The sequence below is a fragment of the Streptomyces sp. NPDC048288 genome (genome assembly GCF_043201555.1).
Classification (GTDB): domain Bacteria; phylum Actinomycetota; class Actinomycetes; order Streptomycetales; family Streptomycetaceae; genus Streptomyces.
On record NZ_JBICZD010000008.1, the window covers coordinates 273,380 to 288,727 of the forward strand.

13 protein-coding genes are annotated in these 15,348 nt (G+C 72.5%); 11 read left to right on the top strand and 2 right to left on the bottom strand.

What is annotated here, in order from left to right; all coding sequences use genetic code 11:
• Positions 1-776: 776 nt before the first annotated feature.
• Together ACGFZS_RS28820 and mycP are read left to right on the top strand one after the other, a co-directional pair.
• Positions 777-2,339 carry a hypothetical protein gene (locus tag ACGFZS_RS28820; protein WP_393797559.1) on the top strand — a complete coding sequence of 521 codons (1,563 nt, stop codon included), beginning with the start codon at positions 777-779 and terminating at the stop codon, positions 2,337-2,339.
• Entirely contained in the window at positions 2,336-3,505 is a 1,170-nt protein-coding gene (gene mycP / locus ACGFZS_RS28825; RefSeq protein ID WP_393797560.1) for a type VII secretion-associated serine protease mycosin, read from the top strand. Before ACGFZS_RS28820 ends, mycP begins: the two co-directional genes overlap by 4 nt.
• A 105-nt stretch (positions 3,506-3,610) precedes the next feature.
• Here mycP and ACGFZS_RS28830 read toward each other — a convergent pair whose 3' ends face one another.
• A complete protein-coding gene (locus ACGFZS_RS28830; protein WP_393797561.1) occupies positions 3,611-4,627 on the bottom strand; it encodes a serine hydrolase in 1,017 nt (338 codons plus the stop codon).
• A 149-nt stretch (positions 4,628-4,776) separates the two neighbouring features.
• On the opposite strand from ACGFZS_RS28830, the gene ACGFZS_RS28835 reads away from it, so the two are divergent.
• On the top strand, positions 4,777-5,511 hold the full coding sequence (locus ACGFZS_RS28835; RefSeq protein WP_393797562.1) for an SseB family protein: 735 nt from the start codon (positions 4,777-4,779) through the stop codon (positions 5,509-5,511).
• An 8-nt stretch (positions 5,512-5,519) separates the two neighbouring features.
• Here the strand turns inward: ACGFZS_RS28835 and ACGFZS_RS28840 are convergent, their stop codons facing one another.
• On the bottom strand, positions 5,520-5,903 hold the full coding sequence (locus tag ACGFZS_RS28840; protein WP_355710949.1) for a DUF1844 domain-containing protein: 384 nt from the start codon (positions 5,901-5,903) through the stop codon (positions 5,520-5,522).
• A 377-nt stretch (positions 5,904-6,280) separates the two neighbouring features.
• Here ACGFZS_RS28840 and infC point away from each other — a divergent pair, with 377 nt between their 5' ends.
• From infC to ACGFZS_RS28880, 8 genes are all read left to right on the top strand, one after another.
• Entirely contained in the window at positions 6,281-6,967 is a 687-nt protein-coding gene (infC, locus tag ACGFZS_RS28845) for a translation initiation factor IF-3 (protein ID WP_393797563.1), read from the top strand.
• A gap of 135 nt (positions 6,968-7,102) precedes the next feature.
• On the top strand, positions 7,103-7,297 hold the full coding sequence (rpmI, locus tag ACGFZS_RS28850; protein WP_016576627.1) for a 50S ribosomal protein L35: 195 nt from the start codon (positions 7,103-7,105) through the stop codon (positions 7,295-7,297).
• 101 nt (positions 7,298-7,398) lie between these two features.
• Positions 7,399-7,782 carry a 50S ribosomal protein L20 gene (rplT, locus tag ACGFZS_RS28855; RefSeq protein WP_018549117.1) on the top strand — a complete coding sequence of 128 codons (384 nt, stop codon included), beginning with the start codon at positions 7,399-7,401 and terminating at the stop codon, positions 7,780-7,782.
• Between the two features lie 175 nt (positions 7,783-7,957).
• Positions 7,958-8,812, top strand: coding sequence for a TrmH family RNA methyltransferase (locus tag ACGFZS_RS28860; RefSeq protein WP_393797564.1), 855 nt, complete (start codon positions 7,958-7,960; stop codon positions 8,810-8,812).
• A gap of 54 nt (positions 8,813-8,866) precedes the next feature.
• Positions 8,867-10,003 (top strand): ATP-binding protein, encoded by a 1,137-nt coding sequence (locus ACGFZS_RS28865; RefSeq protein WP_393797565.1) that lies wholly within the window; start codon positions 8,867-8,869, stop codon positions 10,001-10,003.
• A gap of 137 nt (positions 10,004-10,140) precedes the next feature.
• A complete protein-coding gene (gene pheS, locus ACGFZS_RS28870) occupies positions 10,141-11,262 on the top strand; it encodes a phenylalanine--tRNA ligase subunit alpha (RefSeq protein WP_393797566.1) in 1,122 nt (373 codons plus the stop codon).
• Complete coding sequence (gene pheT / locus ACGFZS_RS28875; protein ID WP_393797567.1) at positions 11,262-13,790, top strand: phenylalanine--tRNA ligase subunit beta; 2,529 nt, start codon at positions 11,262-11,264, stop codon at positions 13,788-13,790. Before pheS ends, pheT begins: the two co-directional genes overlap by 1 nt.
• 292 nt (positions 13,791-14,082) lie before the next feature.
• Entirely contained in the window at positions 14,083-15,189 is a 1,107-nt protein-coding gene (locus tag ACGFZS_RS28880) for a PP2C family protein-serine/threonine phosphatase (protein ID WP_393797568.1), read from the top strand.
• Positions 15,190-15,348: the final 159 nt, after the last annotated feature.

A 15,348-nucleotide genomic window follows, 5' to 3' on the forward strand; every position in this document is an offset into this window, starting at 1 on the left:
CTTCGCCCGACCCCGTCTCGACGGACCCCGCGGACGGGTCCGCGCCGGCCGCGGAGGGTGCCGGTGGCGCCGTGTCCGGCCGGTCCGACGGGCCGGGATTCTTCGAGCGGCCGAGCCGAATGAACTGGTCGCACCGGTCCGACGTATCCACCCATGGCGCCGACGCCACCGGGCAGGACCAGCTGCCGGGGCGGCCCGGCGTGCAGCAGAGTCGTGAGGACCGGACGAGTCGGGGCGGTGCGGTGGGGCAGGGCGAACAAGGTGCGGGGGACCGGAACGCCGGCCGCCCGACGCCCACCGAACACATCACCCGCCCCCGCTACCCCAGCTTCCGCCCACCCCAGCCCACATCCACCACGCCCCCTCTCCCACCCCCACCCGCCTCGGCCCGCTTCCCCGACACCCCACCACCCCCCGCAACCCCACCGACCCCCACCCCGCCCCCCGGCCGGGAGCCCAGCCGGCCCGGCGAGCCCGGGCGGTCGGTGCCGCCGGTGTCTTCGGGGCGGGACGCGCGCGGTAGCGTGCCGCGGTTCGGCCCGGCCGCCGGCGGAGAGTCCGACTGGTCCGCGCCGGCGGCGTCCCCTGGACCGGGTGCGGACCCTGGCCTGGCGCCGTTCACTTCGACAGCGGGTCGGACCGTGCCGCCCGGGTCCCCTGGCGCGGAGTCCGGGCGGTCGGTGCCGCCGGTTTCTTCGGGGCGGGATGTGGAGGGTCGTGCGGCGCGGTTCGGTGCGGCCGCCGGCGGAGAGTCCGGGCGGGATGCGGGTAGCCGTGTGCCGCCGTCGGCGCCGGTCTCCGGGCGGGAGTCCGGGCGGGTCGTGCCGCCGTTCCGGTTGTCGTACGGCTCGGGGCCGTCGGGCCGGCGGGTGGAGCCCGGTTCGGAGCCGACCGCGTCGCTGCGCCCGCTGCGGGCGGCGGCGGAGCCGGAGGAGGCGCCGGAGGAGCGGGGTGACGCCGCCGCGCCGTCGGGCGACAGGGACGGAAACGGCTCCGCCCCGGCCGGGCCCCGGCGGCTCGAAAGACCGCGCGGCGACTTCTCGGCCGCCGTCGGTGGGGCACCGGACTCGGGCAGCGCGTGGAGCCCGCACATGCGGACGTTCCCGGTGCCCACGGCTCCGCCACGCCCCACGACCCCGCCGAAGACCACCACCCCGCCTTCCCACCCGGCGAAGTCCGCGGTCCCCACCGCCCCACCACGTCCGACGGGTGCCCCGACGCCCACCGCGCCGCCCCGCCCCGCCGGCCCGCCGCCGGCCGGTGCCGAATCGTGGTCGCCGGGTGCCCCGACTCCCGCGGCGCCGCCGCGGCCGGTCGGCGCCCCGTCCGGGGCCGACGGTTCATCAGGTCCCGAGGCGGCCGAGCCGACGTCGGCGGCCGCCGCCCCGCCCCGTCCCGCGGTGCCCCCGGCGTCCGTGCCCCACGACCCGGCGGCCTCCTTCTCGTACGCCGCCGGACCGGCGCCGGACCCGGCGATGTCCTGGAGTTCGTCCGCGGGAACTCCCGGCCGGGACCGGCCCGTTGTGTCGTTCGGTGAGCCGGAGGGGTACGACGCGCGAGGGCGGGGGCTGTCGTTGGTCGGTCGCGTGGCGCCCCGTACCGCCGCTGCCGCCGCCTGCATGGTGCTCGGCCTCGGACTCATGGGCGGCGCGGTCACCGGGAGCTGGATCGCCGACGACGGCGGCGACGCGACCACGGCGACCAGCTTCAGCTCCTCGGCGGGCCTGTGGCACAACGTGCCCGTCGACGAACTGTTCCCGCCCACCGTGCTGGGCACCGGCGCCGGACCCGGCGGAGCCGACCGCGCCTGGACGCGGATCGCCGTCGCCCCGGCCACCGGCTGCGCCGACGGCTTCGACGCCCTGCTGCGCAAGGTGCTCGCCCCCGTCGGCTGCCAGCGCCTGATCCGCGCCACCTACACCGACGCCACCCAGAGCTATGTGACGACCGTCGGCCTGCTGTTCACGAAGGCCGACCCGGCCGCGATGACCGCCCTGGCCAAGCGGTTCGAGTCCGAGCGCCTGGACCGCCGTACCGATCTGCTGCCCCTCCCGTACGCCGCGAAGGGCACCGCCGCCGAGCGGTTCGGCCCGCACCAGCGCGCGTCCTGGACGATCTCCGTGCTCACCGATGCCCCGGTCGTCGCCTACGCCGTCTCCGGCTGGGCCGACGGCCGTACCGTCGACACCCCGCAGCCCGCCGCCGACGCCGAGGCGTCCGGCGCCACCACCGCCGCCGCCCAGGCGGGCCTCGGCAACGAGGCGCAGGGCCTGGCCGACCGCATCGAACGGCGACTGCGTCAGAACACCGTCGGCTCGGCAACGGAGAAGCCCTCATGAAGCGCCGCGCAACCGGGGCCGCGCTGAGCCTGCTGCTGGCCGGCTCGCTCGCCCTGCTGCCGTCCGGCACCGCGTACGCCGACAGCATCCGCGCCCAGCAGTGGGGCCTGTCCGCCCTGCACCTCGACGAGGCCTGGCGGACCACCAAGGGCAAGGGCATCACGGTCGCCGTCCTGGACACCGGCGTGGAGGCCGACCACCCCGACCTCGCCGGCAACGTGCTGGCGGCCAAGGACATGATCGGTTTCGGTGCCGGGCCCGGCAATCGGAACTGGGCCCGGCACGGCACCGCCATGGCCGGCATCATCGCCGGTCACGGCCATGGCGTGGGGAACCAGGACGGCGTGATGGGGGTCGCCCCCGAGGCCAGGATCCTGCCCGTCCGGGTCATCCTCGAAGACGGCGACAGCGCCCGCGCCAAGGCCCGCTCCACCCGGGGCAACGCCCTCGCCGAGGGCATCCGCTGGGCCGCCGACCACGGCGCCGACGTCATCAACCTCTCCCTCGGCGACGACTCCGACTCCGCGCACCCCGAGCCCAGCGAGGACGAGGCCATCCAGTACGCCCTGAAGAAGGACGTCGTGGTCGTCGCCTCGGCCGGCAACGGCGGCGACAAGGGCGACCACATCTCCTACCCGGCCGCCTACCCGGGGGTCGTCGCCGCCACCGCCGTGGACAAGTTCGGCGTCCGCGCCTCCTTCTCCACCCGCCGCTGGTACGCCACGGTCAGCGCGCCCGGCGACGACATCGTCATCGCCGACCCGGACCACAAGTACTACGAGGGCTGGGGGACCAGCGCGGCCTCCGCCTTCGTCTCCGGTGCCGTGGCCCTGATCAAGGCCGCCCACCCCGGGCTCACCCCGGCCCAGATCAAGAAGCTCCTGGAGGACACCGCCCGCGACGCCCCGAGCGGCGGCCGCGACGACTCCCGCGGCTTCGGCATGATCGACCCGGCGGCCGCCATCAAGGCGGCCGCCAGGCTCAAGACCCAGAACCTCACGTCGGCGTCCTACGGCAAGAAGTACTTCGGCTCCGGCCCCGACCCCGAGAACACCTCGACCAGCACCACCGACTGGGCCGCCCCCCTGGCAGGCATCGCGGGCACCGCCCTCCTCGCGGCGGCCGTCATCCTGTGGCGAGGCCGCCGCCGAATCACCCTGAGCTGAAGCGCCCCGCAGGGGCGCGGGGCTGTATCGATATGCGGCTCCGCCGCGTGGGCGCGATCAACCCCCACCGCCCCGCACCCGCCCGCGAACCTCCGAACCCTCCCCCTACTGCGAAGTAGAAGCCGACGCAGAAGCTGAAGCCGACGCAGTCGAACCGGCGTCAATGAACGACCGCACCGCCGCCTTCGCGGCCCCCTCCACCACCGCGATCCCCTTCGCCTGACTCACGGTCCCCTTCGACAGCACCGCCACCAGATAGTCGGCCCCGTCCACCGTCACCCGACCGATGCTGTTGACATCCCACAGCCCCGTCGTACTCCGCGCCAGCCACCCGTTCTTCAACGCGTACTCCGACCCGTCGGCCGCCGCCGAAACCCCCCACCGCTGGTCGGACTCGACCGTCTTCATCAGCCCCTGGATGTACGACCGCGAGGCCTCGCTCAGTTTCGAGTCGTCCCCGAACACCTGCTGGAGCAGCGTGAGCTGGTCCGCCGCCGTGGTCTGGGTCAGCCCCCACAGCGCCCCGTCGCCGCCCTCCGTCTCCGTCAGCCCGAAGCGCTTGTTCGCCGCGTCCAGCCCCGCCGCCTCGCCGATGATGTCCCACAGCTGCGACGCCGACGTGTTGTCGCTGTTCTCGATCATCTTCGTGGCGTACGCCTTCTCCGTCGCCGTCAGATGCCGCCCCGCGTCCTGCGCCTGCAGCAGCAGCGTCGCCAGGATGTCGACCTTGACGATGCTCGCGGTGTCGAAGGCCGCGTCGCCGTAGGCCGCGCTGTCGCCGGAGTCCAGGTCCAGGACGGCCGCCGACACCTTCGCCCCGGAGGGGACCGTCACCTTCGCCATCGCCGTGCTCAGCAGCGCGTCCCGGTCCACGGCCGGCTCCGTCACAGGTTCCACCGATGCCTCCCCGTTCGCCGAGGCCGAGGAGGAGGGCGACGGCGACGCGGCCGAGGATACGGCCCCGTTGTCGCGCGCGTGCGCCTTCACGTACACGGTCCCCGCCGCCGTACCGCCGACGGCGGCGACCAGCGCGAGGCTCGTGTAGAGAAGGGCGCGGCGCCGGGCGGGGCGGGGGCGACGGCGGCTTCGGCGGGCTTCGGAGGCGGCTCTGGGGGACTCCATGCCGCGATGCTGGAGGCACGGACTGTGTGCCCCGTTAGCCCGAAGTTAGAAGTCCGTCAGGGAAATCTGAGATTCCGGTGAAAGCTGTGTCGACGTGGTTTCGGGGGCCGCACAACCGCAGCAGCTTCCCCCCGATAGGGTCGGTGACCGTGGCGAACAAGAACATTCCCGACTCCGGCTTCCCCGACGACGACGGCTCCGCCGACCCCCGGCTGGCCGCCGCGCTGGCCGGCTGGGACGCGGACCGCAGCGCCGTCGGCCCGGTGCTGGAGGCGCTGAAGGGCGCCCGGCTCCTCGTGCCGGTGGTCGCCGTGCTCGGCGAGGTCGAGGAGGACGAGAACGGGCTGCGCCACGAGAAGACCAGCGACATGGCCGTGCCCACCCTGAAGGCCGGTCACCGCACCGCCCTGCCCGCCTTCACCTCCACCGAGTCGCTGGCCCGCTGGGACCCGGCGGCGCGGCCCGTCGCAGTACCGCTGCACCAGGCGCTGCAGGCTGCCGCGCACGAGCGGGCCGACACGGTGGTCCTGGACCTGTCGGGGCCGGTGCCGTTCGAGCTGACGGGGGCCGCGCTGCGGGCCCTCGCCGAGGGGCGTACGACGGCCGACCCGCTGGCCGACCCGGCGGTGACCGAGGCCGTCCGGGCCGCCGTGGCCGCCGAGTCCGGCGTGCTGCGCGCCCACCTCGGGCCGGGGCCGGCCGACGGCACGCTCGCCCTGGTCCTCGACCCGGCCGCGGCGCCCGCCGAGACCGCCCGCGCCGTCGCCGCACGGCTCGCCGCCGACGAGACGCTGAGGGCCCGCCTGGTGGGCGGTCTCGACCTGGCGCTGCTGCCGACCGGGACCACGCCTCCGGGCGAGCCCTTGTACGTACGTGACGCCTAGTAGATTTACTACCCGTAGACCGGGCCGGTGTACTTCTCACCGGGGCCCTGGCCCGGCTCGTCGGGGACGATCGAGGCCTCGCGGAAGGCCAGCTGGAGCGACTTCAGGCCGTCGCGCAGCGGGGCCGCGTGGAAGGAGCTGATCTCGGTCGCGGACGCGTCGAGCAGCCCGGCGAGGGCGGTGACCAGCTTGCGGGCCTCGTCCAGGTCCTTGTACTTGTCGCCCTCCCCTTCTTGTGGGGCCAGACCGAGCTTCACGGCCGCGGCGCTCATCAGGTTGACGGCGACCGTCACGATCACCTCGACCGCGGGGACCTCGGCGATGTCGCGGGTCATCTCGTCGAAGTCGGGCTGCTCGGCGTCATCGGGGCCGGGAAGGGGCGTCTCACTCATGCCCCACACGATAGGCGCACCCGTGCGGGGCGCCGACCGGGGCCCGCCTCGCCCCAATTAGCCCTCTGTCCGCTTTGCTGCTAACCTTGTGTGACGACCGGCCGGACAGGTATGCCTCGCGGCTAGCTGAACCGGCCCACAAGTGGAGGCTTCGAACTCCCACCTGACCGCCCCACGGGCGGCGGGTCACCGGTCAGACGGTCGCTTCGCCGCATTCCTGGCGACGGCGCTCCGTCCGATAGTGCGCCCCGCGATCCTCGCGGCGGTGTCTCCGGTAGTTCGAGGAGTCCCGCCTGTGATCGTCCGGGGCATTTTTTCTGCTTCGGTGCGGTTAGGTCTTACGAAACAGACGTTACGCGGCTGTCCGCCAGACCGTCGTGTGGTGCTACCGAGGAGGATCCATCAGCACCGAGCCCCGCATCAACGACCGGATTCGCGTTCCCGAGGTGCGACTAGTCGGTCCCAGCGGCGAGCAGGTCGGGATTGTTCCGCTTGCCAAGGCGCTGGAGCTTGCCCAGGAGTACGACCTCGACCTGGTCGAGGTGGCGGCGAGCGCACGTCCGCCGGTCTGCAAGCTCATGGACTACGGCAAGTTCAAGTACGAGTCGGCCATGAAGGCCCGTGAGGCGCGCAAGAACCAGGCGCACACGGTCATCAAGGAAATGAAGCTCCGGCCGAAGATCGACCCGCACGACTATGACACCAAGAAGGGTCACGTCGTCCGGTTCCTCAAGCAGGGCGACAAGGTCAAGATCACGATCATGTTCCGTGGTCGCGAGCAGTCCCGGCCCGAGCTGGGCTACCGACTGCTGCAGCGTCTCGCGGAGGACGTCCAGGACCTCGGTTTCGTGGAGTCGAACCCGAAGCAGGACGGCCGGAACATGATCATGGTTCTCGGTCCGCACAAGAAGAAGACCGAGGCGATGGCCGAGGCCCGGCAGGCGCAGGAAGCCCGCAAGGCGGACGCGAAGGCCAACCCCGGTCGCTCGCAGAACGCCGCCGAGATCGAGGCCGATTCCGAGGCCGAGATCGAGGCGCCCGCCGAGGAGCATGCCGAGGCGTGATCCCGGGGTGAACCGCCCCAGGTCAGCACCCAGGGGCGAGAGTCCCAGGATGTACCCGATACAAGAGCGACGTTCCACCGTGCCCGGTTTCACGACCGGGCACCGGAGCGCCATCGACGAGGAGATAACGGCGCTATGCCGAAGAACAAGACGCACAGCGGTGCCAGCAAGCGCTTCAAGGTCACCGGCTCCGGCAAGGTGCTCCGTGAGCGCGCCGGCAAGCGCCACCTGCTCGAGCACAAGTCGTCCCGCGTGACGCGCCGCCTGACCGGCAACGCCGAGATGGCCCCGGGTGACGCCGCGAAGATCAAGAAGCTTCTCGGCAAGTGACACGAGGGCGCCTCGCCGCGCCCTGAGTCAGTACAACCGGGACCCAGTCGTTTCCGGGCCGCGTGAGTCCAACCGCGGCCCCGCTACAAGGAGTTAAACAAGTGGCACGCGTCAAGCGGGCAGTCAACGCCCACAAGAAGCGCCGGGCGATCCTCGAGGCGGCCTCCGGCTACCGCGGTCAGCGTTCGCGCCTGTACCGCAAGGCCAAGGAGCAGGTCACCCACTCGCTGGTCTACAACTACAACGACCGCAAGAAGCGCAAGGGCGACTTCCGTCAGCTGTGGATCCAGCGCATCAACGCCGCTGCCCGCGCCAACGGCATCACCTACAACCGCTTCATCCAGGGTCTGAAGGCCGCGAACGTCGAGGTCGACCGCAAGATCCTGGCCGAGCTGGCCGTCAACGACGCCGGCGCCTTCGCCGCGCTCGTCGAGGTGGCGCAGAAGGCGCTGCCGGCGGACGTCAACGCCCCCAAGGCGGCGTGACGCTGCGCTGGCTTCGGCCGACGTGACTTGAGGACCCGCAGGCTGAATGGCTTGCGGGTCCTGTTGTTGGCCCACGGCAGTCGTTCGGCTGCGGGCTTGTGGGGGCTGGTCGCGCAGTTCCCCGCGCCCCTTTGGGGCGCGCTTTCGCCGCGTTTCCTTGAAAGTGACCGACACGATGCCCACCCCCGAGCTGATCTCTCCCCGGTCCGCGCGTGTCTCCGCCGCCAGGCGGCTGGAGCGGCGGAACTTCCGGGGGAAGGAGCGGCTGTTTCTCGCCGAGGGGCCGCAGGCCGTACGGGAGGCCGCCGGGCATCGGGTCGGTGACGGGCCGACGCTCGTCGAGCTGTTCGCGACCGTCGAAGCCGCGGAGCGGTATGCCGACATCATCGGAGCGGCCAGGGCGGTCGGTGCCCGGATCCACCTCGCGTCCGAGGACGTCATCGCCGACATCTCGACCACCGTGACGCCCCAGGGGCTCGTCGGGGTCTGCCGGTTCCTGGACACGCCGTTCGAGGAGATCCTCGCCGCCCGGCCCAGGCTGGTCGCCGTACTCGCCAACGTGCGCGACCCCGGCAACGCCGGGACCGTGCTGCGGTGCGCCGACGCCGCCGGCGCGGAGGCGGTCGTACTGACCGACGCCTCCGTGGACCTGTACAACCCGAAGGCGGTCCGGGCCTCCGTCGGCTCGCACTTCCACCTGCCCGTCGCCGTCGGTGTCCCCGTCGAGGAGGCCGTGGCCGGGCTCAAGGGTGCCGGCGTGCGGATCCTGGCCGCCGACGGGGCCGGGACCGACGACCTCGACGACGAGCTGGACAAGGGGACCATGGGCGGGCCCACCGCCTGGGTGTTCGGCAACGAGGCCTGGGGGCTTCCGGAGGAGACCCGCGCGCTGGCGGACGCCGTCGTGCGCGTCCCGATCCACGGGAAGGCCGAGAGCCTGAACCTCGCCACCGCCGCCGCCGTATGTCTCTACGCATCGGCCCGTGCACAGCGCGCCTCCGGAGGGGGCCGTTCCGTCACCGAGAGCTAGTAGGGTGACCAGCTCGGGGGCCTGCTGCGCCGTCTGAGAGGTGGAGTGCGGGGTATGAGTGTCGGCACCAGCAACGCGCCGGGGGGCCGCGGCACCGGCCGCGTGCCCGCACCCCGGCACGGCGACCTCACCGGGCTCGGCATCGACCCCGACGAACTGCCCGACGGCCTCGTGGTCGCCGACGAACAGGGTCTCGTCGTCTGCTTCAACGCCGCCGCCGCCCGCATCACCGCGACCGCCCCCGCCGACGCCCTCGGGCAGCGCCTGGAGAAGGCCCTCCCTTTAGAGGATCTGGAGGGCAGGCGCTGGTGGCAGCTCACCGACCCCTACGGCGGCCTCGCCATCCGGGTCGGCCAGCCCGAGCGGAACCTGCTGCTGCCCGGCGGCCGGGAGGTGCTGGTGTCGGCGCGGTATGTGCGCGCCGAGCCCACCGGCCCGGTGCGCCGCGTCGTCGTATCGCTGCGGGACACCGAGGCCCGGCGCCGTACCGAACGCAGCCACGCCGAGCTGATCGCCACCGTCGCCCATGAGCTGCGCTCGCCGCTGACCTCCGTCAAGGGGTTCACGGCCACCCTGCTCGCCAAATGGGAACGGTTCACCGACGACCAGAAGCGGCTGATGCTGGAGACGGTCGACGCGGACGCCGACCGGGTCACCCGGCTCATCGCCGAGCTGCTGGACATCTCGCGGATCGACAGCGGGCGGCTGGAGGTGCGGCGGCAGCCCGTGGACATAGGCGCGGCCGTCGGACGGCACATCCAGGCGTACGTCGCCGCCGGGCAGCCCGCCGACCGCTTCCTGCTCCGGATCGAGCAGCCGCTGCCCGCGCTCTGGGCCGACCCCGACAAGGTCGACCAGGTCCTCAGCAACCTCATCGAAAATGCCGTGCGGCACGGCGAGGGAACTGTCACGATCGACATCACGGCCACGGCGTCCCCGCGCGAAGGCGAGGAAGCCGGCACGTCGGTCACGGTGAGCGACGAGGGGCCCGGCATCCCGGAGGAGTCCATGAACCGCGTCTTCACCCGCTTCTGGCGGGGCAGCAAGCGCGGTGGCACCGGCCTCGGGCTGTACATCGTCAAGGGCATCGTCGAGGCCCACGGCGGCACCATCACCGTCGGACGCGCCCCCGGCGGCGGCGCCGAGTTCCGATTTACCTTGCCCGTGAGCACGCCGGCGTATCTCGTCTGAGATCTGCCGAGCGGCCCGCGGGCGCATTCGTATTCCTCCACCCCGTTAGACTCGGCCTTTGGCACCTTTGTGTCCTTCTCACGGCCCATCAACGGTCTCGGGGACCATCCGCCAGCCAATCGGAAGCACGGGAAGAGATGTCGGCACCGAATAAGTCGTACGACCCTGTAGAGGTCGAGGCCTTGAAACCGGAAGAGATCGAGCGCATGCGGGACGAGGCGCTCGCCGCCTTCGCCGCCGCGGACTCCCTCGACGCGCTCCAGGAGGCCAAGGTCGCCCACACCGGCGGCACCTCCCCGCTGGCCCTCGCCAACCGCGAGATCGGCGCGCTGCCCCCGCACGCCAAGGCGGCCGCCGGCAAGCTGGTCGGCCAGGCCCGCGGCGCGGTGAACAAGGCCCTCGCCGGCCGCCAGGAGGAGCTGGAGGCCGAGCGGGACGTCCGGGTGCTGGTCGAGGAGGCGGTGGACGTCACGCTGCCGTACGACCGTGTCCCGGCCGGCGCCCGCCACCCGCTGACCACGCTCTCGGAGCGCATCGAGGACGTCTTCGTGGCCATGGGCTACGAGGTCGCCGAGGGCCCGCAGGTCGAGGCCGAGTGGTTCAACTTCGACGCCCTCAACATCGGCCCGGACCACCCGGCGCGCGGTGAGGCGGACACCTTCTTCGTGCAGGGGCCCGAGGGCGGCACCGAGTCCGGTGTCGTGCTGCGCACCCACACCTCGCCGGTGCAGATCCGCTCGCTGCTCGACCGCGAGCTGCCGGTCTACGTGATCTGCCCGGGCCGCGTCTACCGCACCGACGAGCTGGACGCCACCCACACCCCGGTCTTCCACCAGGTCGAGCTGCTCGCCGTCGACGAGGGCCTGACCATGTCTGACCTCAAGGGCACCCTGGACCACATGGTCCAGGCGCTGTTCGGCGAGGGCATGAAGACCCGGCTGCGGCCGAACTTCTTCCCCTTCACCGAGCCGTCCGCCGAGATGGACATGCTCTGCTACGTCTGCAAGGGCGAGTCCGTCGGCAACCCCGACCGCCCCTGCCGTACCTGCTCCTCCGAGGGCTGGATCGAGCTGGGCGGCTGCGGCATGGTCAACCCTCGGGTGCTCACCGCCTGCGGCGTCGACCCGGACAAGTACAGCGGCTTCGCCTTCGGGTTCGGCATCGAGCGGATGCTGATGTTCCGCCACAACGTCGAGGACATGCGAGACATGGTCGAGGGTGACGTCCGGTTCACCCGGCCGTTCGGGATGGAGATCTGATGCGGGTCCCGCTTTCTTGGCTGCGGGAGTACGTCGACCTTCCGGCGACTCGGACCGGCCGTGACGTCCAGGCCAAGCTCATCTCGGCAGGTCTTGAGGTGGAGACCGTCGAGCAGCTCGGCGACGGCCTCAAGGGCCCCCTGGTCGTCGGCCGGGTGCTGACCATCGAGGAGCTGGAGGGCTTCAAGAAGCCGATCCGCTTCTGTACGGTCGACGTCGGCACGGCGAACGGCACGGGCGAGCCCCAGGAGATCGTCTGCGGCGCCCGCAACTTCGCCGTCGGCGACAAGGTCGTCGTGGTCCTGCCCGGAGCCGTGCTCCCGGGCGGGTTCTCGATCAGCGCCCGCAAGACGTACGGCAAGACCTCCCACGGCATGATCTGCTCCAGCGGCGAGCTGGGCATGGGCGACGACGGCACCCACGGCATCATCGTGCTGCCGCCGGAGACCGAGGTCGGCAAGGACGCCATCGAGCTCCTCGAACTGGTCGACGAGGTCCTGGACATCGCCGTCACCGCCAACCGCGGCGACTGCCTGTCCATCCGCGGTGTCGCCCGCGAGACCGCCATCGCGTACGGCCTGCCGCTGCGCGACCCGGCGCTCCTCGACGTGCCGGGACCGAACGCCTTCGGCTACCCGGTCAAGGTCTCCGACCCGTTCGGCTGCGACCGTTTCACCGCGCGCACTGTCATCGGCCTGAGCCCCGAGGCCCGTTCCCCGATCTGGCTGCAGCGCCGCCTGCAGAAGGTCGGCATGCGCCCGATCTCCCTCGCCGTCGACGTCACCAACTACGTGATGATGGAGCTCGGCCAGCCGCTGCACGCCTACGACCGCACCCTGGTCCAGGGCACCGTCGGCGTCCGCCGCGCGGCCGAGGGCGAGAAGATCGTCACCCTCGACGGCGTGGAGCGGAAGCTGCACGCCGAGGACCTGGTCATCACCGACGACCGCGGCCCCATCGGCCTCGCGGGCGTCATGGGCGGCGCCAACACCGAGATCGCGGACCACGATGCCGGCGAGAACGGGGAGAACGCCACGACCGACGTGGTCATCGAGGCGGCCCACTTCGACGCCGTCGCCATCGCGCGCACCGCCCGCCGCCACAAGCTGTCCTCCGAGGCGTCCCGGCGCTTCGAGCGGGGCGTCGACCCGCAGGCCGCGGCCGCCGCCGCGCAGCGCACCGTCGACCTGCTGGTGCTGCTCGCCGGCGGCACCGCCGAGGCCGGCGTCACCGAGGTCATCGCGCCGTCCGCGCCGCACACCATCACGGTCGCGGCGGACCACCCCGACAAGGTCGCGGGTGTCGAGTACGGCCGCGAGACCGTCGTCCGCCGCCTCCAGGAGGTCGGCTGCGACGTCTACGGGCAGGACGAGCTGATCGTCACCGTCCCGTCCTGGCGGCCCGACCTCCTCGAACAGAACGACCTGGCCGAAGAGGTCATCCGGCTGGAGGGCTACGAGAACCTGCCCTCCACGCTGCCCAAGCCGCCGGCCGGCCGTGGCCTGACCCACCGTCAGCGCCTGCACCGCCGGGTGGGCCGCGCGCTGGCCGGGGCGGGGTACGTCGAGGCGCCGAACTACCCGTTCATCGGCGAGGGCGTCCTCGACCAGCTGGGCCTGGCCGCCGACGACCCGGCCCGCCGTGTCGTCAAGCTGACGAACCCGCTCAACGACGAGGAGCCCGCCCTCCGTACGTCGCTGCTGCCGGGTCTGCTCGGCGCGCTCCGGCGCAACGGCGGGCGCGGTGCGCACGACCTGGCGCTGTTCGAGACCGGCCTGGTCTTCCTCCCGCTCCCGCGCGAGGAGCAGGGCATCGCCGGGCACCTGCCCGTCGACCGCCGCCCGACCGACGAGGAACTCGCCGCGCTCGACGCCGTGCTGCCCGAGCAGCCGCGCCACGTCGCCGTCGTCCTCGCGGGCGCCCGCGAGCAGGCCGGCTGGTGGGGCAAGGACCGTCCGGCCGACTGGGCCGACGCGGTCCAGGCCGCGCGGACCGTCGCCGCCGAGACCGGTGCCGAGCTGATCGTGCGCTCCGGCCAGTACGGGCCGTGGCACCCCGGCCGGTGCGCCGAACTGGCGGTCCTCGCCGACGGCGTGGAGCGGGTCGTGGGCCACGCCGGTGAGCTGCACCCGCGCGTCGTCAAGGCGCTGGGGCTGCCCGCGCGCAGCTGTGCGATGGAGCTGGACCTGGACGCCCTGGAGCAGGCCGGCGACGGCACGCCCCAGGCGCCGAGCATCTCCACGTTCCCGGTGGCCACGCAGGATGTCGCCCTCGTGGTCGACAAGCCGGTGCCGGCGGCGGAGGTCGAGGCCGCGCTGCGCGAGGGCGCGGGTGAACTCCTGGAGGCCATCCGGCTGTTCGACGTGTACGAGAACGCCGCGCAGCTGGGCGACGGGAAGAAGTCGCTGGCGTACGCGCTGCGGTTCCGGGCGGCCGACCGGACGCTGACGGTCGACGAGGCGTCGGCGGCGCGGGACGCGGCGGTCGCCCTGGCCGGGGAGCGTACGGGAGCGGTGCTGCGCGGCTGAGTGCCGTGAGGGGGGACTGTTGTCGGCCGGCTGCGGGTGGTGTGTGGCTGGTCGCGCCCACGCGGCGGCAGCCGCATATCGGCACAGCCCCGCGCCCCTGACGGGGCGCGGCGGTGACGGGTGCTTACAAGTACTGCTACCTGCATAAATGCGGGTGTCTCGTTGGTGGTCACTCATTTGGGTGAGATCCATCCGGGACATGGCCCTTTCGGGGCATGCCGTCGACAGAATCGGACCGGCCTTTCGGGGTCGGTCCGTCTGTTCTGTCAGGGCCTACATGGGGGCCATCGGCATGATCCGCATCAAGGCTGGGGTTCCCTCCAGGAGGCGGCCCCGGACCAGTTCTCGGCCCTCGCGCCTCGTACAGACCCTGGGGTTGCCCACGGTCTGGGGCGCCGTCGCCGTGTCGTACAAATTCGGATGCCCGCTGGCCGAGCAGACCGGGCTCGGCGCGCGCATCGTCACCAGCGCCGTGTTCTTCGCGGTCGGTACCGGTCTCATACTCCATGTCCGCCGCACCCTGCTCAGGGAGCTGCGGCAGATCCGCAAGGTCGCCGGCGCCGCGCAGAGCGTGCTGCTGCGGCCGCTGCCGCCCCGGCTGGCCGGGCTGAACATCGCCGCCGCCCAGCTCTCCGCCGACCGGGGCGCGACCATCGGCGGCGACCTCTACGAGGCCGTCGCCACCGAACACGGCGTACGGGTCGTGATGGGCGACGTACGCGGCCACGGCCTCTCCGCCATCGGCACGGTCGCCGCCGTCCTCGGCAGCTTCCGTGAGGCCGCCCACGACGAGCCCGAACTCGGCCGGGTACTCGGCCGACTGGACCGCGCCCTCGCCCGCCACCTGCGCGAACGCGCCAGAGCCGAGCACCCGCCCAGCGGCCAGGACCCCGACACCCCGGTCGCCGAGGAGTTCGTGACCCTCCTGCTGCTGGAGATCGCGGGAGACGGGGAGCTGCGGGCGATCAACTGCGGCCATCCGTGGCCGTACCTGCTGAGCGGTGCTCGCGTCGAGCCCCTGTCGCGGGCCGATCCGCTTCCGCCGCTCGGGCCCTTCCCACTGCCGACGGACCTGGCTGCCACGCCCTGCGGTCATCTGCTCGCCGACGAGTCCCTGGTCCTGTACACGGACGGCGCGGAGGACGCGAGAGACGCCCGAGGCCGCTTCTTCTCCTTGCCGGAAGCCCTGACGGAAGCGGTGCGAAGCCACCTGGTCTCCCCCCAGGCCATCCTCCGCACGGTCTTCACCGCCCTGCTCCAGCACACGGCGGGCCGCCCCACCGACGACATCGCCCTCCTGGTACTACGCAACGAACGCGCGCACCAACACGCCTGCTTGGGGGCGCGGGGCACTGCGCGACCGACCCCCACGCACCCCCAGCCGACGAACCACCGCTGAGCCGCCAGCCAGGCCACCGCACTGTACGAGGGGGAGCCGGTGGCCCAGCCGGCCTCTTGCGAGGCAATTAAGTCAACCGGTACGACACTCTCCGCAACAGTGCGCGCACGCTACGGATGCGCGCACTCCGTTCACACCCCGTGTGAACGCACCCGCACT